This is a genomic window from Salinisphaera sp., from assembly GCF_002729955.1.
GTDB lineage: Bacteria > Pseudomonadota > Gammaproteobacteria > Nevskiales > Salinisphaeraceae > Salinisphaera.
In genome coordinates, this window is record NZ_PBYA01000056.1 from 57,446 (window position 1) to 74,099 (window position 16,654).

The window sequence follows — 16,654 nt, forward strand, 5'->3', positions numbered from 1 at the left end:
CGTGGGGAAGTCGAGTATTGAGTGCCTATTCCAAAGGGCTACTCGGTTCATCTCTGCTGGCGCAGAGAGCTCGACTATAAGCCAAACGTCTAGGTGACGAACCTAAAGCCTAAAGGACTACTATTTCTGAAAGACGTAAAAGTCGTGGCTTGGGCGCGTATTGGTACGGGGGTTACATGACAGACACGAATGAGAGAAACCGGATAGGAGCCCAGCTTTCCGTTCCGGCGTACGATCTGCTTCGAGAGCCCTGGCTGTCGGTCTGCCTGATAGACGGCACGGTCACCTCGATGGGATTGATCGAGACGTTTAAACGCAGCCGGGACATCGTGGCACTGGCTGACACCGCGCCGCCGACGCTCGTTGCGCAATACCGGTTGCTGCTGGCCATCACCCATCGCGCGATCACGATGGCGCGGGGGCGGTGGCGCGAATCCGAGCGAGCCGGCTGGTATCGCGATGGCCTGCCCATCGAGGCGATACGCACGTATCTGGAGCACTGGCAGGACCGCTTCTGGCTATTTCATGACACGCATCCGTTCATGCAGGTGGCCTTGCTGGATACGGCCAAGCCGACCCGCGATAAACACAAAAGTGTGGCCCAGATCTCGCTGGCGAGCGCGACCGGAAACACGCCGGTGGTGTTCGATCACGCCTTCGACAGCGAGCCGGCGGAACTCACACCGGCGCAGGCGCTGAATACGCTGCTCGGATTTCTGCAATTCACCCCAGGCGGTCTGGTCAAGGTGTTTCGCAGCGCGGATAAAGCCGGCGCGCTGGCCAATACCGCCGCCGTCATCCCACTCGGCCAGAATCTTGCGGAGACGATCGCCCTGGCTCTGCATCCCGATCAACGACGATCCGATGCCGAACCGGATAAACCGAGCTGGGAGCGCGAGCCGTTGACCGAAAGCCAACTTAGCGGTGCGCCGGTTCTGGCCACCGGGCCCAACGACCGCTACACGCGCCAAAGCCGTGCCGTGCTGTTTCAGCGAGAAGACAACGGCAATATTCGCTGGCTACGCTTTGGCGCGGGTTTGGCACTCGGCGATAGTGATACCCAGCCTGATCCGATGGCCAGCTATCGTGCTGGCCAGAACGGCCCGGTGCGCATCAGCTTTACCGAGGGCCGCGCGACCTGGCGCGATCTGCCCGCGCTCGTGCCCGGGCCTGCGACAGAAAATGAAAATAGACGCCCGGCGGCGGTCATGGCCTATGCGGCCAGTCTGCACCGAACACTCGGGCCCGGCGCGCATCGTCACCAGCCGTTGATGGTGGCCGGCTTAGCGAGCGATCAAGCCAAGTTGCTGCGATGGCGCATGGAACAGATCGTGCTGCCTGCGAACCTTCTGATCGATCCGGATCGCTCCGAAACGCTCCAGAAGAAGTTAGCGGACGCCGAAGCGCTGTACTACGCGTTGCGAGCACTTGCCCGCGCGATGCTCGTACACAGCATGCCCGATCCGGATAACAAGGAAACCAAGGCGCGGGCCCAAAGCCTGCTGGCGGCCGGGCCGCTCACGGCGACCTATTTTTCTGCGGCCGAACGTGCTTTGCCCGAGCTTATGCAACGACTTGGGGCCGGCGATTTCATGGCGGCGACCCAACACTGGAACAAGGCGCTGAATCGAGCGGCCCATCGCGCCTGGGACGATGTCGTGGTCGGGCTGGGGAGTACGCCCCGTGGATTGCGTTCAGAGGCCCGCCATTATCCGCGTTTGGTCGGACTGCTCGTCAAACATGCGCCCATCAATGAAGGGGCGGCTCCCGGAGACAAGTCATGACATCGCATGCGCAGACATTCGTCGACTATCTCGAAACGCTCCATCAGAACGACCGCGGCGCGATCGCCCATCTGCGCCACAGCCTGACGCGAGAACTTGGTGAAGATCCAAAAGCAATAACGCTCGTGGAGGGTTTCGTGGGTGGCGATCGACAAGCCGACGATCCGCATCGGCGCGCGCTGTATCTCGTGGCTGGCCTGTTCGCCAGCCATCCGGAACGCGCGCGTGCCTCGTTCGCCGAAGCGTTCGGCGCGCTTTGGCGTACACGAGACAATCCAAGCGTCGAACAGCGTTTCATCGCGTTGCTTGAAGCCGATGAACAGCAGGTGGTTGCGCGTCTACGCCAGGCCACAACGCTACTCGTAGCAGACGGCTATGGCTTCGATTACGCCCAGTTGATATCCGATATCGCGCTGTGGCTCGACCCTTGCAAAGACGAACATCGGTGGCGTGAGATGCGACAACGCTGGGGGCGCGACTTCTATGGGGTGGCGTTCGCGCGTCAGGCTGAGGATAGCGATCCGCAGGCGTTCACAAAACATCTGGTAACGCTTACGAAAGACAAATCCAGTGGGCTGGCGCGTCTGCGTCGAAGCCTGACGTTGCCGCCGGGCGAGGATCCCGCGGTGTTCCCGTTGGTAGAACCCTTCGTGGATCCGGCTTGGGAAAGCAGCGATCCGAGACGGCGCGCGCGTTATCTGGCAGCCGGTCTGTTCGCGATCCATCCGGTGTACGAGCCGAACCGAAGCCTGGCCACAGCGCTCAATAAGCTCGTCGCGCAACAGAATGACGACGGCGAAAGCATCGAGCGCCGTTTCATTGCGGTACTCGGCGCCTCGCCGGACACCATGGCCGACCATCTACGCCAGGCGATGGTCCTGCTGCGCGATACCGGCATCGGTTACGACCCGACCCGGCTCATCAAAGATCTGGCGGTCTGGTTGGCGCGCGCCCCGAACATCGCGCGCCTGGATCGGCGGCGCCAGCGCTGGGCACGGGATTTCTACTGGATCCCGCGTACAAACGAACACGATACCCAACCCGAAACACCACAAGAGCAGGGGGCCTGAACATGCGTGCATTCCTCGAATTCCACATCATCCAGAACTTCGCACCGTCGAATCTCAATCGCGACGATACCGGCGCGCCCAAGGACGCGATCTTTGGCGGCCATCGTCGTGCGCGGGTAAGCAGCCAGTGCTTCAAGCGGGCCACGCGATTGGCGGCGGCCGAATACGACCTTATCGACCCGTCGCACCGCGGCATTCGTACAAAACGCCTCAAGCGGTTGCTGATCGAGCGACTCATCGATCGCGATCCCGAAGAAGCCGCAGGCAAGATCGAAAGCGCGCTGGCGGCAGCCGGGCTTAGCCTGTCCAAGAAGGACAGCGAAAAGACCGAATACCTGCTCTTTCTCGGCGAGAAGGAAATTACAGGCTTCGCGGAATTGGTGGACGAGCATTGGGACGAACTGGCGGATGTCGATTCGGCCGCCAACAAGAAACAGCGCAAGGCGGCTGCGCCGCCGGAAGTTACCAAGAAAGCCAAGGCGCTTCTCGATGGCGGCAAGGCAGTGGACATCGCGCTGTTTGGCCGCATGCTCGCTGATCTGCCCGCAGTCAACCAGGACGCAGCCTGCCAGGTCGCCCATGCGATCAGTACGCACCGCGTGGAACGCGAATTCGACTACTACACGGCGGTCGACGACGACCTGGGGCCGGAGGATGAGCCGGGCGCGGACATGATCGGCCAGATCGAATTCAACTCCGCGACTTTCTATCGCTACGCGGTACTCGACATCAACAAGCTGCTCGACAACCTGCAGGGGGATCGTGAGCTGGCCTTGTCGGCGATCGAGGCATTCGCCACGGCCTTCGTGCGTGCTGTGCCCACGGGCAAACAGAACACCTTCGCGGCGCACAACGCGCCAGATTTCATCGGGGTGAGCCTGCGCCATGTTGCGCCGATGAGTCTGGCCAATGCGTTTGAAAAGCCTGTGACCGCGGATCTGCGTGAGTCGCTCACGGAACAATCGGTTCAACGATTGCAGAAGACCGACCAGAAGCTATCGGCCGTGTACAGCGACGGCCAGGACCAGTGGCTCTATCTGGATCTGACCGGCCAGTGGCAAGACAACGATCAAAGTGAAGCGGTGCCGAACCTCGTTCAGCTTGCTCAGCGCGTACGGGATATCGCAGATACAGCACTGGAGGCATAGTCGTGGCCACACTGCTGATGCGCCTGGCCGGGCCCATGCAATCCTGGGGGACGACCAGCCGGTTCGACGAGCGCGATACACAGCTCGAGCCCTCCAAATCGGGCGTGCTGGGCCTCGTCTGTGCCGCACTCGGACGCGATCGAGCCGAGCCGGTCGCCGATCTCGCAGCATTGCGGATGGCCGTGCGGGTCGATCGCGAAGGTATTCCGATGCGTGACTATCACACCGCGACCGGCGTGGTTGCCTCATCCGGCAAGGCCGATGCGAATCGTACGGTGGTCAGCCAGCGCTATTACCTGTCGGACGCGGTTTTCCTCGTTGCACTGGAAGGCGACCGCGAATTGCTGTCGCAAGTCCACAATGCCCTGCGCACGCCCCACTGGCCTTTGTGCCTCGGGCGTAAGAGTTTCGCTCCGTCTTGCCCGGTCTTCATGCCGGAGGGGTTGCGCGATGGGGGCCTGTTGGACGTACTCGGGTCGGCGGCGCTGCTGACCGAACAAGACGGTATTGAGAACACCCCGCAGCGACGCGTCGTGATCGAAGATGCCGAGGAAGGCACCGTTCGGGTCGATCAACCGATTGCGCCATTTTCCGAGCGCCGGTTTGGTCCGCGTTTCGTCAAGACATTCGATCTGAAACTGGAGGTCGGCAATGTTTCTGACACGACTGACGCTTGACCTGCGCCAAAGCGCGGTTCGGCGCGATCTTGCCGACGCCTATGACATGCACCGCTCTCTGGTGCGTGCGTTCGTAACCGAAGGCGACGAGGCGCCGCCGCGTTTTCTCTGGCGCGTCGAGCCCGAAGCGGTATGGCGGGCGCCTGTCCTGATGGTTCAATCGATCGTCGAACCGGATTGGCGGGGTTTCAAGGAAAAGGGCTATCTCAAAAAAGCGCCGGAAACCAAAGAAATCGACCCGGCTCGGCTCATTCAGATCGAGCGGTATTACCGTTTCCGGCTGTTCGCGAACCCGACGATTACGCAACAAGGCAAGCGCTACGGGTTGCAAACCGAACCCCAGCAACAGGCATGGCTCGAACGCAAGGGTACTAAATGCGGCTTCGAGATACAGAACGTGTTGGTGACGGCGAGCGATGTCGTACATCTGAAAAACGACACGATCTGTCTGCAACAAGCCTGTTTCGAAGGCGTTCTAAAGGCCACGGATGCGCCTGCCCTGCAGGCTGCGGTCGAACAGGGCATTGGTCCCGGTAAAGCATTCGGGCTGGGATTGTTAAGTCTCGCGCCGCGCTGATATTCGATGGCCTTCATTCCCCTCAAACCCATCCCACTCAAGGATCGCCGGTCGATGGTGTTTGTCGGCCGCGGCCAGATCGATGTACGCGACGGCGCGTTCGTGGTGGTTGACGAGGTCAACGGCGAGCGTATGCATATTCCGGTGGGTACCACCGCCTGCCTGTTGCTCGAACCGGGCACGCGGGTTTCGCATGCCGCGATCAAGCTTGCCTCGACGGTGGGCACGTTGCTCATCTGGGTGGGCGAAGCCGGTGTGCGCCTGTACAGCGCGGGTCAGCCGGGCGGGGCGCGCTCCGACAAGTTGCTCTACCAGGCGCGGCTCGCGCTGGAAGACGACCTTCGTTTGAAAGTCGTACGCAAGATGTTCGAAATGCGCTTTGGCGAAGCGCCGCCGTCGCGTCGCAGCGTGGATCAATTGCGTGGTATCGAAGGCGCGCGGGTTCGCAAGCTTTATCAGCAGCTCGCGAAGCAATACGGACTGAAATGGCACGGTCGTCGCTACGACCCGAACGACTGGGACGCCTCCGACCCCATTAACAAGGCGTTATCGGCAGCAACGGCCTGCCTGTACGGTATTACCGAAGCCGCCATTCTGGCGGCCGGCTATGCGCCTGCCATCGGTTTTCTGCATACCGGTAAACCGCAGAGCTTCGTGTACGACATCGCCGATATCGTGAAATTCGAAACCGTGGTGCCGGCCGCGTTTCGCGTCGCAGCCAAGGGCGTGGCCAAGCCCGATCGCGAAGTACGCATTGCCTGTCGGGATGCGTTTACCAAGACGAAACTGCTCAATCGAATCATCCCGATGATCGAAGAAATTCTTGCCGCCGGCGAGATCGAGCCACCGCCGCCTTCGCCCGATCAGGTACCACCCGCCATTCCCACGGCCGAATCGCTGGGCGACGCCGGTCACCGCAGCAGCTGATATGGCCATGCTCGTGGTCGTCACCGAGGCCGTGCCGCCGCGCCTGCGTGGCCGGCTCGCCGTATGGCTGCTCGAAATCCGGGCGGGCGTTTATGTCGGCGATGTCAGTAAGCGCGTGCGCGAAATGATCTGGGAACAGATCGAAGTGCTGGTTGAAGACGGCAATGTCGCCATGGCCTGGGCCAGCCGCCACGAATCGGGTTTCGAATTCCAGACCGTCGGCGTCAACCGACGCATACCGATCGACCACGACGGACTACGTCTGGTGCGCTTCCTGCCGCCCGAAGATAAGTAGCTGAAAACGCTCGATCTTTAACAACTCAAATTGGTTAAAAATCCAGCAAATCGGCTGGTGGTTTTTGACGCGTCTGAATTGTCCTTTGCAATCAGTCGTTTATAATTAGAGTGTTCCCCGCACCCGCGGGGATGAACCGGCCGCTTGGCGAGAATCGCGTTCTCGCTGCCAGTGTTCCCCGCACCCGCGGGGATGAACCGGCCATGGACACACAGATCAGCCGCATTCTGGCGTGTTCCCCGCACCCGCGGGGATGAACCGGACAGCGACGCGAAGCGCGAGTTGCTGGAACGGTGTTCCCCGCACCCGCGGGGATGAACCGCCTGTCATTCGGCTCGATGGACGAAGGCCAGTGTGTTCCCCGCACCCGCGGGGATGAACCGCGTGGAAGGCGATTCAGAGCGATCAGGCAAAGGTGTTCCCCGCACCCGCGGGGATGAACCGATGACTGGGTCGAAGTCGATCGCGCGATCATCGTGTTCCCCGCACCCGCGGGGATGAACCGGCACTTGCCGAGCGTATTTGCGCGCGATTGGCGTGTTCCCCGCACCCGCGGGGATGAACCGGCGAGGCATCGCGGCGGTTTCGAAACCTGGCCGTGTTCCCCGCACCCGCGGGGATGAACCGGTCGAGAGCCGTCTGCGGTGTGAACGCGAAGGGTGTTCCCCGCACCCGCGGGGATGAACCGGATGGCGCGAACCCGATTGACGCTAATTGCGCGTGTTCCCCGCACCCGCGGGGATGAACCGGCCGGCTTGCTTGTGCAGCGCACCGCGCAACAGTGTTCCCCGCACCCGCGGGGATGAACCGAGCTCATCGCGCAGATCGAGGCGACCAACAACGTGTTCCCCGCACCCGCGGGGATGAACCGGATACGAAAATACTTCCCCCGCTCCATATTCCGTGTTCCCCGCACCCGCGGGGATGAACCGGCCCAAATCACCGCCGAAACCGTGCGCGGCTAGTGTTCCCCGCACCCGCGGGGATGAACCGCCGGCGCCGAACCCGAAGCCGTCGCAGACGACGTGTTCCCCGCACCCGCGGGGATGAACCGTCCGAGAACATGGTGTTCAACGGCCTGCCGAAGTGTTCCCCGCACCCGCGGGGATGAACCGTAACTTTTCCTGTATGCGGACGCCTGCATAACGTGTTCCCCGCACCCGCGGGGATGAACCGGTCGATCTCAAGCGCACCGAAATCGTGCCCAAGTGTTCCCCGCACCCGCGGGGATGAACCGGCCGCACGCACACCACGGTCGAGCTCATCTAAGTGTTCCCCGCACCCGCGGGGATGAACCGCATGCGGGGCTCCTGTTAAGCGGCGCGGACGCGTGTTCCCCGCACCCGCGGGGATGAACCGCCGGAAGTCGCAGCAGAACGCGAAGTTCCACGCGTGTTCCCCGCACCCGCGGGGATGAACCGCAGCTGACCACGACACAGGAAAAGTCGACGGCGTGTTCCCCGCACCCGCGGGGATGAACCGCTGGGCAGCGCCACCGATCTGGCCGGCGAAGAGTGTTCCCCGCACCCGCGGGGATGAACCGGTCACGAACCAGTCGCAGGCAAACGCGTCGGCGTGTTCCCCGCACCCGCGGGGATGAACCGGGCCGACGTACGGGCATCACGTTTGCGGAAGCGTGTTCCCCGCACCCGCGGGGATGAACCGTCCGACAAATCGGCCGTTTCGACGGTCGGGTCGTGTTCCCCGCACCCGCGGGGATGAACCGAAGAAGAAACGCAGCGATGGGCTGCGCGAGTCGTGTTCCCCGCACCCGCGGGGATGAACCGACGTATCGACGGTGCAGGCAAAGGCCGAAGAGGTGTTCCCCGCACCCGCGGGGATGAACCGTCAAACATGGCCATCGGGAGCGGCATCAATCTGTGTTCCCCGCACCCGCGGGGATGAACCGCACAAACGCAAATGCGCGAGCTGGGCGCTACGGTGTTCCCCGCACCCGCGGGGATGAACCGGACTGCGCCACCCAGGTAGCGCCCTTGAATGCGTGTTCCCCGCACCCGCGGGGATGAACCGCGCCAGAGAGGCAGCGCGCCGAAGCATGGAGCGTGTTCCCCGCACCCGCGGGGATGAACCGATCCTCGGCCTGGTCGAGCGCGCGGACAACGACGTGTTCCCCGCACCCGCGGGGACGAACTGGCGACCGGACACGCGCTATATTAATTTACGACTTGTGCATCGCAGAGGCTGTAGCCATGAGCGCTAACAATCTGATCCTCGAATACCTGCGTTCGATACGCGCGACGGTCGATGATACGAACATACGCCTGGACCGTATCGAGACACGTTTGACAGCTATCGAGAATATGCTCCGCCTGCGCTGTGCGATTGCCGCCCACGACGGTGAGGCGGGCCACGAGTCAGTTTAAGGCGTTGGACGACGCATGGAATTCCCGACTGGGCGCGCGTGTATGTGTAAAACGTACTGGCCGGTCATTCAGCCAGCTGCCGCTGCAGCGTTCGTTGCTGGCGTTTCTTGAGCGCCATAGCTCAGTCACTTCAACTGCTGCGACGACCCTGAGCCGAAGGTGTTTTATGCATGCCTCGAGATGACCGGCTCATCGCTTACGGCACGTTAGTCCACGCGATACCCATCCACCCGCCAGCGCTGGCTTCGGAACTGGCGGACCCTGATAACCGGTCGGCCGAGGGCTTTGATGAAGCGCGTGTGGATGCCGGCGGTGCGTTGGCTGTTGTCGGGGAATTCCACCTGGTGGTGGGCGAGTACCAGGCGGGCGCCGGGGGCAAGGGCGGTGGCGACGTCGCGGGCCAGGCGTTGCATGGCGCGGGCGTCTAGGTAGTAGAGCAGTTCGGCGATGACTACGGCTTCGTACTGCGTGCCCGGCAGGCGGGCGGGCAGGGCGATCTGCCAGGCCTGGGCATGGGGTGCGTCGGCGAGGGCGTCGCGGGTGAGCTGGGTGGCGCTGGGGCTGCCGTCGCAGGCCTGGAGCTTGAGGGCGCGCCGGGCCAGGGCCTGGCTGTTGGAGCCGTTGCCGCTGGCCAGTTCGAGAATACGGGCGATGGGGCCGTCGCCGAGCGCGCGCAGGATGCGCTGGCGCTTGATGGCTTCATCGCGGTCGGTGAAGGTGTGCCATGGGTCGGGGCCGGCGCGGAATTTGGCTTCGAAGCCGGCAAGGTCGATCGCACGGCGGGTGGCGGATTTCATGGCTGGCTCCCAAAGCGTTCCACGGGGTGGCCGAAGCGCACGCGCAGATCGCGGCCGATTGTAAAGCCGTCTGCGTCGTCGACGAGTTGGCCGAACTGGCTGCGATAGAGTGTGAGCGCGGCCTGTTTCATCGCCGCGCGCCCGCGCAGCGGCAAACGTTGGTTGCGCCCGCGCGGTCGGGGCCGGTGCGGTTCGAGACGCGGCCAGACCAGATAGGACAGCCGCGGGATGGAGGCCGGCCAGGCGCGTTTGACGGCGGCAGCGACGGCGCGGTGATCGGCGTGATTGTCGTTGACCGAGGGGGTGACGATCAGATCCGGGCGTGGCCGACGGGCGAGATCGCGGGCGAGCGGCGCGATCATTGCCGGCCCGGCAAAGCCCAGGTCGCCGTCGGGGTAGCCGAGAAAGCGCAGGTCCTGGCGGCGGATGCCGGCGCGGCGCAGCACGCGCCGTGTTTCGCGATAGCGGGTGTCACGCAGGCGCGCCCGTGGCCAGGCCGCACTTTCGCGATGCGAGGCGCCGCCGTCGGTGACCAGCGTCACGTCGACCACCGTGCCGCGTGCGCGCAGGGCAGCGATCAGCCCGAAGGCGCCGATGGCTTCGTCGTCCGGATGCGGGGCGATGACGTGGGCACGCACGATGCGATCGAGATCGGGCGCGTTCACAGCGACAGCTCGATATGCCCGGCCGCCGCGGCTGCCCCGGTTTTAACCCGCTGGGCATCCGGTGCGGGCTGGCGCAGATAGACCATTAGATCCGCCATATGCCGACACAGCGGGTCGGTTTCGAAAAACGCGGACAGGCCGACGCACTGCTGGGCCAGGGTGAGTGCCTGTTCGCCGGCGTCGAGCACGGCGCTGCGGGCGTTGGCCACGAGCGCCGGATGGTGATCAGCGTCGCTTTCATACAGGCGAGCGGCGGTGCGATCGACCATCGCGGCCGCGCCGTCGGCCAGGCCGTACAGGCGCCCCAGCCGGGCCGCCTGGTGCGGGTCGTCGTCGCGGCCGCGGGTCACCAGATGCCGGCGTACGCCGTCGAACAGTCCGGCGATACCGCCCGCGTGAACGGCGACGAACCGCAGGGCGCCGGCGCTGAGCCAGGGTTCGCGTTCGTAGTCGCCGGGTTGGCCGATGCGTATGTCGTGGTCGCTTAGTGGCGCATCGTTCCAGCGCACGAGATGGGTATGCGAGCGCTGCATACCCAGCACCTGCCACCAGTCGGTATCGAGGATGGGCGGGGTGCGTGCGAGGTCGACGACGAGCAGCTGCTTGGCGTCGCTGTCCGGCACCTCGGCGCTGACCAGCGCATGGCTGAGCAGGCCCGCGCCGGAGGCGAAGGCCTTGCCGCCGTCGAGCCGGTCGTGGGCGAGCGTGAGTGCTTCGCCGGCCAGCGGCGCGTTCCATACGCCAAAGCAGGCGCCGTGGTGTGCGGCTGCGTGCAGGGCGGCCGCCGCGGCCGAATCGCCATAGCGGTTGATGATCTGCAGGGCATCGATATGGCCTTCGAACAGGCGCCCCAGCGGCAGGTCGAAGCGCCCGGCGGCATAGAGCCGGCGCAGCAGCACGCGATAGCTCGATGCGTCGGCCGGGTCGTCGAATGCCAGGCCTGTTTGTAGGCGGGCGATGCCCGCGGTCATGTAGGCGCTATCGCTGGCGTTACGGTCGAGGCTGGCCAGATCGGGCGTTTCGGTCATGCGGTCGGACATCCGTGGGCGGTTTCCAGTTGGGCGAGTCGCTGCTCGGCGCTGTCGAGCGCCAGTTCTTCGGTGTTTTCGGGTTCGCGCACGAGTTGCATGACGAAGCTTTCGGCGCTGGCGCATTCGCCGGCGATGGCGCGCAGTTCGGCCACGGAACGGCCGCTGCGTTCGGCAAGCGTTCGGGCCGTTGCGGCGTCAGCGAGTCCATCAAAGGCGGCGCGTGCCTGGGCGCACAGCCGGTAACGTGCAAGTGCGGCGTCCGGGTTCTGTACGGCCGGCATGGCGCGCGTGGATTGGCGGGCGCGCAGGGTATCGGCCAGGCCGTCGACGGCGCGCCCGTGCACGCGCGAGGAGGTGGCCACGCGGACGCTGCGATCGTGGCGTACGCGATAGCCGGCCGCCCGGGCGGCGGTAACCAGACGCACGTCTTCGTGCGTGGCCACGTCGTCGAAGCCGCCGAGCGCGGCATAGACATCGGCCCGAAACCCCAGGTTCGCGCCGCCCTGCGACGGGTGCGAAGGCGCCGGATCGTGGCCGAGCGGGTCGACCGTACGCTGCAGGCAGCGCAGCCGTTCCCAGTAGCGTTCCACGCGGCGATGCATATCGCTGGGCGGTGCGTCGGGTCGTTCGATATAGCCGGCCACCACGTCGGCATGCTTTAGCGCATGAATGCTGGTTTCGACCCAGTCCGTGGCGGGCACGGAATCGGCGTCGGTGCACAGCAGCAGCTCGATATCGCCGCCGCGCCGTGTTTCAGCCAGCGTACGGGTGCCCAGTGCCATGGCCGCCCGGCGGGCTCGCCCCGCGTTGGCCACGGTCTGACGTTCGATGCGTTCGCTGACCAGGGTGTAGTCGAGCAGCGGCGCGCGCGCATCGGCATAGGTCTGGCCGCCGTCGAGACAGCCGTCGAACAACAGACAGACGACGAAGCAATCGCGGGCGGCCGTCTGCTTGGAGAACGCATCGAGCAGGGCGGGCAGCGAATCGAATTCGTCGCGCACGGGCACACAAATGGCAATACGCGTGCGCGTGGCAGCGCCGTTCATGGCCTCGGTCGACCGCATGGGCGCAGCGGTGGCGAACCCGCGCGGGATACGCTCATGCATAAGGCGTGCACGCTTGGCTGGGCATAGGACTGGATGGTAGTGCCTCGGGCAGGCTGCAGTAATGCGTAGTAATGCGGGCGCGGCATACAAACCGTGTGTTCAGGCATCGGCCAGCAGGCGTTCGTAGAGCGCGACGTAATCCCGGGCCATGCGTTCGGCGGTAAAGCGTTCGAGAAAACGGGCGCGGATGGTGGCACGGTCGAGTTCGGGCAGGCGGGCGACGGCTGCCACGGCGTCGTCGATGTTGTCGACGATGAAGCCGGTCACGCCGTGCTCCACCACTTCCGGCGCCGCGCCGTTGTTCCAGGCGATCACCGGCGTGCCGCAGGCCATGGCCTCGATCATGACCAGGCCGAAGGGCTCCGGCCAGTCGATGGGAAAGACGAGCGCGCGGGCGGCGCTTAGCAGCTCGCGTTTGCGTGCGTCGTCCACCGCGCCGACGTGTTCGATCGTGCCGCCCAGCGCGGGTTTGACGTGGTGTTCGAAATAGTACGGATTTCCGGGGTCGCGACTTCCGGCTAGTTTGAGTGGGTGTTCGCAGCGTCTGGCAATCTCGATGGCGCGATCGGGACGCTTCTGATCGGTCATGCGACCGATGAACAGCAGCGTGTCGTCGACCGTCGAGGGCTGCGTTGGCACAACACGTGCCGGGTCCAGCCCGTGGGCGACAACGCCGCGGCAGTTGGCGGCCGGTATGGTAGCGGCCTGACTGGCCGAGATGGCGGCCACGGGCAGGTCCGGAAAGGCGGAGAAGAAAAGCTGGCGGTCGAGTTCGTCGGTACGCCAGTGGATGGTGGTCAGGCTGTGCCTGCGTCGCTCGCCCAGCAGCGCGGCATGAAAGAATTCGCCGTGGCAGTGGACGATATCGAAATCGGCCAGGCGTGCGCGCAGACGCTCCATGAGCGCGGCTTCGAGCACGCCGGGCAGACCGGGCGGCACGTGGCCGTCGCGGGCCTCGAAGAAGGCCAGGCTTTCGAGCGCGCTCACGCACGGCAGGTCGAGATCGCTGTCGGCGCTTGCGAACACGGTGACCTGGTGGCCGAGCGCGTTCAGCGCGTAGCTCAGGTCGACCACGATACGCTCGGTACCGCCGGCCTCGCGTGCGGGCAGGGGCAGAATAAGCGGTGAGATCTGCGCGATGCGCAGCGGCCGGTTCAGGGTCATGGCACGGGGATGATGGTTCACGGCGACACAGGATAAAGCGCGCCCATGTTTATCATGCACATCGCCCTGCAAGGGTGTCTTCGAGCCCACGACGTGGAATACGGGCTCACCGCCGATACCGGCGGGCATATTCGTTACCTGCTGGAACTGGCCCAGGCCTCGGCACGCGACCCGGATATCGAGCGGATCGATATCATCACGCGCGCCTTCGATGCGGATTTCACCGAGGGCGACTATCGCAGCGGCTGCGAATACGTGAACCCCAAGGTGCGCATCATCCGGCTGGCCACGCCGGACCCGGCCTACCGCAGCAAGGAAGAACTCTGGGATCAGTTGCCGGCGTTCAGCAACGGGTTGATCGACTATATCGACAGCCTGGCGCAGGCGCCGGATATGCTGCATGCCCACTACGCAGACGCCGCCCACGTCGCCGCCGAGGTCAAGCAGCGGCTGGGTATACCGTTCGTGTTCACCGCCCACTCCCTGGGCCAGCCCAAACGGGATTACGCCGCGAATTCCGGGGCGGCAGGCACGCCGGCAAACGCGACGCTCGATCGCCGTATCGCGGTGGAAAACCAGGCGCTGCGCGATGCCAGCCTGGTGATCGCGAGTTCGCGCGACGAGGCCGAACACCAGTACGCCCAGTATCCGGACTACGATCCGGGGCGTATCCGCGTGATCCGCCCGGCCAGCGACCTGCAGGCCTTTGCGCGGTCCCAGCCCAACGAGCGCGTGCATGCGTTGATGTCGCGCTTTCTCAACGAGCCGGACAAACCCGCGCTGCTGGCGATCGCACGCCCGGTCACGCGTAAGAACCTGGCGAACCTTATCCGGGCCTACGGCGAGTCGCCGGCGTTGCAGGCACGCGCCAATCTGGTGATTCTCGCCGGCGGGCGGCAATCCCTGGATGCGCTCGAACCCGAGATCGCCGACAACCTGCGCGAAATGCTGGCGCTGATCGATCACTACGATCTGTATGGCCGTATTGCCTACCCGAAGCAGCATCACGGCGCCGACGTGCCGGCGGTCTATGCCTGGGCACGCGAGCGCGGCGGGCTGTTCGCCAACGTGGCCTTCAACGAGCCCTTCGGCCTGACCCTGCTGGAAGCCGCGGCCGCGGGGCTGCCGGTCGTCGCCACCGATTCCGGCGGGCCGAACGACATCATCGAACAGTGCCACAACGGTGTGCTGGTCAATCCCTGCTCGACCGACGCCATCGCCTCAGCCGCCGTCGAATTGCTCGACGATCATGAACGCTGGTTAGCCTGCCAGGCCGGCGGGCGCAAGGCCACCAGCGTGTTCGACTGGGCGCGCCATGTGGATTACTACCACCGGCTTGTGCATCGTCTGTGCGATACCCGCCGCCAACGCAGGGCGCGCGTATCCGCGCCGGCGGACGCCATGCTGGTATGCGATATCGACGGTACGCTGGTGGGCTGCTCGCAGGGCGTGACGCACTTCAACGCCTGGTATGCCGGGCAGCCGCGGCTGCGCTTCGGCGTGGCCACCGGCCGCAGTTTCCATAGCGCGCTGCTGATTCTCGAGCAGGCCGGCATTGCCTGGCCGGATTTTCTTATCGCCTGCGTGGGCGCCGAGGTGTATCGGCTGGCGGCCGACGGCGTGACCTACGTCCGCGATACCCGCTGGGCCGCGCGAATCGGGCAGGGCTGGAACCGAGCCGCGGTTGCCCGAGTGCTGGACGGCGTGGACGAACTCGTCGCCCAGTCGCCGCTGGAGCAGCGCGAGCACAAGATCAGCTATCTGTGCGAGCCGGGGCAGGACATCGCCCCGCGCCTGCGCGCACTGTTGGCCGAGAACGGCCTGCAGGCTCGGGTGATTCACAGCAACGATCGCTGCGTTGACGTGCTGCCGATACGTGCCTCGAAAGGCGCGGCGGTCGACTATCTGGCCCAGGCCACCGACACCCACCACGAGCGTGTCTATGTGGCCGGTGATTCGGCCAACGATCTGGAAATGCTGCAGACACTGCCCTGCGCCATCGTGGTCGCCAACTATCGCGACGGCCTTGCCCAGGCCGCGGGGCTGGGGCATGCCTATCTGGCCGGCGCCAGCCATGCCCGCGGCGTGATCGAGGGCGTAGCCCACTTCCAGGCCCAGTGCCACGCCTCGTGAACACGAGCGTACTCACCCTGGTACGCGACCGGCGCGCGCATCTGGTCAACCTCATGCACGGGCTCAACGCCCAGTCGCGCCCGCCGGATGAGCTGGTCATCGCCTGGATGCAGCCCGAAATCGAGCCGGACCTACCGGCCACGGGTTTCGCGGTGCGTCATATCCGGGTGGAGGGTTCCGATCTGCCGCTGGCACGGGCTCGCAATCTCGCCGCCGAGCGCGCGGCCCACGAAGGGCTGATCTTTCTGGACGTGGACTGCATACCGGCGCCCGAGCTGGTGCAGCGCTATCTCGACGCGCTGGCCGAACGTGCGGGGCTGTTCATGGGCGAGGTGCGCTATCTACCGGCCGATGCCGTACGCGTCGACGCTGACGGTACGCCGGATTTCGAACGCATGGACCGGCTGGGCGAGATTCATCCGGCACGGCCGCGGCTGAAAACCGACGCGCCGGTGTCTGAAGGCGACCCGGGCCAGCTCTGGGGGCTGTCGTTCGCGCTGCGCCGGGCCGATCACGCCCGTGCCGGTGGTTTCGACGAGGCCTATGAAGGCTATGGCGGCGAAGAAACCGACTACGCCTGGCGTCTGGCGGCCGCGGGCGTCGACTTCTACTGGCTGGCCGGTGCCCGTGCCTGGCACCAGCACCATCCCCTCTACCGGCCGCCGTATCCGCATTTCGAGGCGATTGTCACCAACGCCCGTCGTTTCCATGCACGCTGGGGGCGCTGGTGCATGGACTACTGGCTGGGCATGTTTCGCGACGCGGGGCTTATCGACTGGTCGCCCGCGGCCGACGATATCGTCGTGCGGCGCCAGCCGAGCCCCGAAGAAATCCGCGCCGCCCGCCTGGACGGCGAGGTGCGCTACGGCTAGTGGCCTTTAACACGGAAGCCAGTA

Annotated in this window: 15 protein-coding genes and 1 CRISPR repeat array; of the genes, 10 read left to right on the forward strand and 5 right to left on the reverse strand. The window is 65.0% G+C overall.

The genetic code is table 11. From position 1 onward, the window contains the following. The first annotated feature begins 149 nt into the window (after window positions 1-149). The 8 genes from casA to CMN27_RS15800 all read left to right on the forward strand — a co-directional run bounded on the left by casA (window position 150) and on the right by CMN27_RS15800 (window position 8,862). On the forward strand, window positions 150-1,784 hold the full coding sequence (casA, locus tag CMN27_RS15765) for a type I-E CRISPR-associated protein Cse1/CasA (RefSeq protein ID WP_293627957.1): 1,635 nt from the start codon (window positions 150-152) through the stop codon (window positions 1,782-1,784). Further along, entirely contained in the window at window positions 1,781-2,854 is a 1,074-nt protein-coding gene (gene casB / locus CMN27_RS15770; protein ID WP_293627959.1) for a type I-E CRISPR-associated protein Cse2/CasB, read from the forward strand. Before casA ends, casB begins: the two co-directional genes overlap by 4 nt. Window positions 2,855-2,856: 2 nt before the next feature. Next, window positions 2,857-4,002 carry a type I-E CRISPR-associated protein Cas7/Cse4/CasC gene (gene cas7e / locus CMN27_RS15775; protein ID WP_293627960.1) on the forward strand — a complete coding sequence of 382 codons (1,146 nt, stop codon included), beginning with the start codon at window positions 2,857-2,859 and terminating at the stop codon, window positions 4,000-4,002. Between the two features lie 2 nt (window positions 4,003-4,004). After that, window positions 4,005-4,679 (forward strand): type I-E CRISPR-associated protein Cas5/CasD, encoded by a 675-nt coding sequence (cas5e, locus tag CMN27_RS15780; RefSeq protein WP_293627961.1) that lies wholly within the window; start codon window positions 4,005-4,007, stop codon window positions 4,677-4,679. Next, window positions 4,654-5,256 (forward strand): type I-E CRISPR-associated protein Cas6/Cse3/CasE, encoded by a 603-nt coding sequence (cas6e, locus tag CMN27_RS15785; RefSeq protein ID WP_293627962.1) that lies wholly within the window; start codon window positions 4,654-4,656, stop codon window positions 5,254-5,256. Before cas5e ends, cas6e begins: the two co-directional genes overlap by 26 nt. Before the next feature lie 6 nt (window positions 5,257-5,262). Next, window positions 5,263-6,183 carry a type I-E CRISPR-associated endonuclease Cas1e gene (cas1e, locus tag CMN27_RS15790; RefSeq protein WP_293627963.1) on the forward strand — a complete coding sequence of 307 codons (921 nt, stop codon included), beginning with the start codon at window positions 5,263-5,265 and terminating at the stop codon, window positions 6,181-6,183. Window position 6,184: 1 nt separating this feature from the next. Continuing rightward, window positions 6,185-6,478: a type I-E CRISPR-associated endoribonuclease Cas2e gene (gene cas2e / locus CMN27_RS15795; protein ID WP_293627964.1), complete on the forward strand. Its 294-nt coding sequence runs from the start codon at window positions 6,185-6,187 to the stop codon at window positions 6,476-6,478. A 110-nt stretch (window positions 6,479-6,588) separates the two neighbouring features. After that, window positions 6,589-8,632: direct repeats of the CRISPR family, unit length 29 nt; unit sequence GTGTTCCCCGCACCCGCGGGGATGAACCG. Between the two features lie 56 nt (window positions 8,633-8,688). Continuing rightward, window positions 8,689-8,862: a hypothetical protein gene (locus CMN27_RS15800; protein ID WP_293627966.1), complete on the forward strand. Its 174-nt coding sequence runs from the start codon at window positions 8,689-8,691 to the stop codon at window positions 8,860-8,862. 206 nt (window positions 8,863-9,068) lie between these two features. Here the strand turns inward: CMN27_RS15800 and CMN27_RS15805 are convergent, their stop codons facing one another. The 5 genes from CMN27_RS15805 to CMN27_RS15825 form a co-directional block, all read right to left on the reverse strand. After that, window positions 9,069-9,659, reverse strand: coding sequence for a class I SAM-dependent methyltransferase (locus CMN27_RS15805; protein WP_293627968.1), 591 nt, complete (start codon window positions 9,657-9,659; stop codon window positions 9,069-9,071). Next, window positions 9,656-10,324, reverse strand: coding sequence for a PIG-L family deacetylase (locus CMN27_RS15810; protein WP_293627970.1), 669 nt, complete (start codon window positions 10,322-10,324; stop codon window positions 9,656-9,658). The genes CMN27_RS15805 and CMN27_RS15810 overlap by 4 nt, the downstream gene beginning before the upstream one ends. Beyond that, window positions 10,321-11,352 carry an acyl-CoA dehydrogenase gene (locus CMN27_RS15815; RefSeq protein WP_293627972.1) on the reverse strand — a complete coding sequence of 344 codons (1,032 nt, stop codon included), beginning with the start codon at window positions 11,350-11,352 and terminating at the stop codon, window positions 10,321-10,323. Before CMN27_RS15815 ends, CMN27_RS15810 begins: the two co-directional genes overlap by 4 nt. After that, window positions 11,349-12,461 carry a glycosyltransferase family 2 protein gene (locus CMN27_RS15820; protein ID WP_293627973.1) on the reverse strand — a complete coding sequence of 371 codons (1,113 nt, stop codon included), beginning with the start codon at window positions 12,459-12,461 and terminating at the stop codon, window positions 11,349-11,351. Before CMN27_RS15820 ends, CMN27_RS15815 begins: the two co-directional genes overlap by 4 nt. A gap of 99 nt (window positions 12,462-12,560) precedes the next feature. Beyond that, window positions 12,561-13,625, reverse strand: a complete 1,065-nt coding sequence (locus CMN27_RS15825; RefSeq protein WP_293627974.1) for a glycosyltransferase family 4 protein — start codon at window positions 13,623-13,625, stop codon at window positions 12,561-12,563. A 45-nt stretch (window positions 13,626-13,670) separates the two neighbouring features. Between CMN27_RS15825 and CMN27_RS15830 the strand changes: the two genes are divergently transcribed. Further along, window positions 13,671-15,758: an HAD-IIB family hydrolase gene (locus tag CMN27_RS15830; RefSeq protein WP_293627976.1), complete on the forward strand. Its 2,088-nt coding sequence runs from the start codon at window positions 13,671-13,673 to the stop codon at window positions 15,756-15,758. Then, on the forward strand, window positions 15,755-16,630 hold the full coding sequence (locus tag CMN27_RS15835) for a galactosyltransferase-related protein (protein WP_293627978.1): 876 nt from the start codon (window positions 15,755-15,757) through the stop codon (window positions 16,628-16,630). The genes CMN27_RS15830 and CMN27_RS15835 overlap by 4 nt, the downstream gene beginning before the upstream one ends. Window positions 16,631-16,654: the final 24 nt, after the last annotated feature.

Bases quoted from the DNA above. Each gene is read 5' to 3' on its own strand.
- casB (WP_293627959.1), top strand. From the start codon at position 1,781: ATGACATCGCATGCGCAGACATTCGTCGACTATCTCGAAACGCTCCAT.
- cas7e (WP_293627960.1), top strand. From the start codon at position 2,857: ATGCGTGCATTCCTCGAATTCCACATCATCCAGAACTTCGCACCGTCG.
- cas6e (WP_293627962.1), top strand. From the start codon at position 4,654: ATGTTTCTGACACGACTGACGCTTGACCTGCGCCAAAGCGCGGTTCGG.
- cas1e (WP_293627963.1), top strand. From the start codon at position 5,263: ATGGCCTTCATTCCCCTCAAACCCATCCCACTCAAGGATCGCCGGTCG.
- cas2e (WP_293627964.1), top strand. From the start codon at position 6,185: ATGGCCATGCTCGTGGTCGTCACCGAGGCCGTGCCGCCGCGCCTGCGT.
- CMN27_RS15800 (WP_293627966.1), top strand. From the start codon at position 8,689: ATGAGCGCTAACAATCTGATCCTCGAATACCTGCGTTCGATACGCGCG.
- CMN27_RS15805 (WP_293627968.1), bottom strand. From the start codon at position 9,659: ATGAAATCCGCCACCCGCCGTGCGATCGACCTTGCCGGCTTCGAAGCC.
- CMN27_RS15815 (WP_293627972.1), bottom strand. From the start codon at position 11,352: ATGACCGAAACGCCCGATCTGGCCAGCCTCGACCGTAACGCCAGCGAT.
- CMN27_RS15820 (WP_293627973.1), bottom strand. From the start codon at position 12,461: ATGCATGAGCGTATCCCGCGCGGGTTCGCCACCGCTGCGCCCATGCGG.
- CMN27_RS15825 (WP_293627974.1), bottom strand. From the start codon at position 13,625: ATGACCCTGAACCGGCCGCTGCGCATCGCGCAGATCTCACCGCTTATT.
- CMN27_RS15830 (WP_293627976.1), top strand. From the start codon at position 13,671: ATGTTTATCATGCACATCGCCCTGCAAGGGTGTCTTCGAGCCCACGAC.